Here is a 2,928-nt window from a genome sequence, read left to right on the forward strand (position 1 = left end):
TGTCATCGCCAGACCATGTATAGAACCAAGTCTACCACTGATGAACAGAAGTTTGTATGTGAGTTATGGTAATCACCACCCCACGACCATACTACTCTTGGCTGGAAACCATTGTAGTTTGGTCTTCCAACGTGGTACATTATCATTTTTTAGCGTATTCATTGCCATTTTTAGCTTTCTTGATAACTTCTCTCATTCTTTCGCCAATAGTCTTTAGCGCTTCATCCCATGTAGTTCTAACCCATTTTCCTTCTCCTCTTTTTGAACCAGGAGCTCTTTTTAATGGGAAAGGAATTCTGTCTGGGTCATACATTTGGGATAAAGTAGCATAACCTTTAGCACAGTTTCTACCTCTTGAACCTGTATGGAACGGGTTTCCCATGAACTTTCTAACTACCATTTCATCTTTATCTACCCATGCAGTAAGACCACAGGCAGCTTCACAGTTACTACATACTGTTGGAACTATCATATAGTTAATTAGTTTTACGCCGTTTCTTAAAGCTCCTCCATGTTTTTTCCAGTAATCTCCGGAAGGTTCTTTCCAGTCATTCCATTTATCAAATGGCGGATAGTAATCTAAATGCTGAGGTGTAAATGTTAAGTTTGCTTCTTCTGCAACTGCTTTAGGTGTAGTTTTTTCAACTGCTCCTTTAACAAGAGCAGCACCACCAACTGCAGCAGCAACTGTTTTTAAAAAGTTTCTTCTTGTTGTTCTCATTTATGCTACCCTCCTAATTAACTTAATGGTAATGTTTGTGGAGCTATTAACCATGCATGTTTGATAAGCCAAAGACCAACAATAGCACTTAACGCACCTAAAAATGCATATTGATATTTTCTATTTTCATTTGCAATACCTACCAGTATCATTGGGATTATAAATGTTAAAAACATTCCACCCCAGAAGAATGGAGCAACTTCTCCAAATGCTAAAACTTCAACTACTCTATGAGCAAACTCACTGTGTATTTTTGCGAAGAAAAGCTCTCCTATAAACATAGCTGCTGCAAGACCTGAACTTCCAAATAGTATATATCCAAGTTCTCTTTTTACATTTTCTTTTAAAACACCGCCGTAAACAGCATCAACAATTAAATAAGCTGCTGAGCCAGCAATCATAGCACTTAAGAGCATTGATATCATTTCTGAAGGGAAAACCCATACTTCTCTTCCTGTAGCTTCTCCCATAATTCCTGCTGTATAAATAGTTGAGAAAAAGGCAAGTATAAATCCTGGTATCATTACTCTGTCAAGAAGCTTTTTATTTCCTGTAACCCACGACCAGAAAGATATTAAAAGTACTATTACAAAAGCAGAAACTACCCACGCACCAAGTGTAACTGCTGATGTAAAGTGTGCAAATACAAATATTTTCCAGAATCTAAACATGTGATGAAGGTCAAGTATTGTAACTAAAAGAGTTATACCTATGAATATTATTCCAAGTATTGGGAGCCATTTTCTAAAGAAGCTGTCTTGCTCTGGATATTTTTTTATGAAATAAAGTCCAAGTAAAAATGTTCCAGTTGCAATACTTTTAGCCCACATATTTGTAGAAACAAGCCATCCCCATACAATTTTTGGTAAAGCTACATCAAAAGTTACTTCTGCTCCTAACATGATTAATGCCCTCCTATATGGTCTAAAAATTTAACTTCTGTAAAGATTGTATAACCTTCAGGTCTTTCAGATGCAAGTGGGTCAAGAGCAACAGTAGAACCTCTAACATAGAAATGTTTTGGTTTTGTGTTTAATTCTGGTTTTCTTACCATCACATCTCTATGTTCTTGTAAATATTTAGAAATTTCTGAATTAGGGTCATCTAAATCGCCAAAAATGTTAGCATGAACAGGACAAGCAACAACACACGCAGGCATCATACCAACTTCTATTCTATGAGCACAGTAAGTACATTTATCAGCTGAGTTTGTAAGAGGGTCAAGGTAAATAGCATTATAAGGACATGCCATCATACATGAAGCACATCCTATACATCTGTCATGGTCAACATTTACAATTCCGTTTGGAAGATAATGAAGAGCAGATACCGGACATATTCTTTCACACGGAGCATTATCACAGTGGTTGCATCTTAAAGGGACAAAATGTCTTTTTGTATCTGGAAATTCTCCCTGGTCAATATACTTTACTCTGAGCCTCCAGCTGTGAAGAGGAACATTATTTTCAGCCTTACAAGCAACAGCACAGGCCATGCATCCCATACATCGACTTAGGTCGACAAGAAATCCTAATCTCATAGGCCATCCTCCTAAAGGTTTTTATAAAAATATATTTAATCATATTTTTACTCACAATAATAAAAAAAGGGAATACTTATGTCAAGTATTCCCCTTAACAAACATTAAATTATAAACAACCTTTGAAGAAACCAGGTTTTGGTTTTGGAGTAATTGACACCTCTTCTTCAAACTTTAAAACAGGTATTCCATCTTTTTCTCCAACTACAACTCCAGTACCGTCTAAACTACCACCAAATCCTTCAAGTAAATCAGAATAAGTTAAATACTCATTAGGCTGAACAAGATAAAACTCTCCTTCTGTAACATCAAATATAACAATTTTTGGAGCAGCAGTATAAATTTTGTCAGCAGGTATACCTTCAAAAGCAGCATGTGGCGGGCAAGATGATAAAACAGCAAATTCACCACTTTCTTCAGCTTGCTTTGCACATGATAAAGCTGTTATTACTGCAGAAGTTAAATCTACTTCGTTATCGTCATCATCTTCTTCAGCCACAGCTACAGATAAATTAAGAACAAGCATTAAACTTAAAGCTAAAAGCAGTAATTTTTTTATCTTCATTTTGCATTACCTCCGAATTTTTATCCTTACTTAAAATCTTTCCAGTTTCTTAAAGTTTTCAAGTATGCAACTATGTCATTAATATCTTTTTCTGAGAGATGT

Annotated in this window: 3 protein-coding genes and 1 pseudogene; all 4 read right to left on the minus strand. The window is 35.8% G+C overall.

Annotation, left to right across the window (positions count from 1 at the left end):
* Window positions 1-721: pseudogene (locus tag HG1285_RS05025) on the minus strand (molybdopterin-dependent oxidoreductase); the annotation flags it as partial.
* A 17-nt stretch (window positions 722-738) separates the two neighbouring features.
* Window positions 739-1,623: an NrfD/PsrC family molybdoenzyme membrane anchor subunit gene (gene nrfD, locus HG1285_RS05020; RefSeq protein ID WP_008288496.1), complete on the minus strand. Its 885-nt coding sequence runs from the start codon at window positions 1,621-1,623 to the stop codon at window positions 739-741.
* A gap of 2 nt (window positions 1,624-1,625) precedes the next feature.
* Window positions 1,626-2,261: a 4Fe-4S dicluster domain-containing protein gene (locus HG1285_RS17740; protein ID WP_032496861.1), complete on the minus strand. Its 636-nt coding sequence runs from the start codon at window positions 2,259-2,261 to the stop codon at window positions 1,626-1,628.
* Window positions 2,262-2,370: 109 nt separating this feature from the next.
* On the minus strand, window positions 2,371-2,826 hold the full coding sequence (locus HG1285_RS05015; RefSeq protein ID WP_008288498.1) for a hypothetical protein: 456 nt from the start codon (window positions 2,824-2,826) through the stop codon (window positions 2,371-2,373).
* Window positions 2,827-2,928: the final 102 nt, after the last annotated feature.

The sequence above is a fragment of the Hydrogenivirga sp. 128-5-R1-1 genome, from assembly GCF_000171895.1.

Excerpts from the sequence above, each read along its gene's own strand:
- HG1285_RS05015 (WP_008288498.1), bottom strand. The coding sequence starts at position 2,826 with ATGAAGATAAAAAAATTACTGCTTTTAGCTTTAAGTTTAATGCTTGTT.
- nrfD (WP_008288496.1), bottom strand. The coding sequence starts at position 1,623 with ATGTTAGGAGCAGAAGTAACTTTTGATGTAGCTTTACCAAAAATTGTA.
- HG1285_RS17740 (WP_032496861.1), bottom strand. The coding sequence starts at position 2,261 with ATGAGATTAGGATTTCTTGTCGACCTAAGTCGATGTATGGGATGCATG.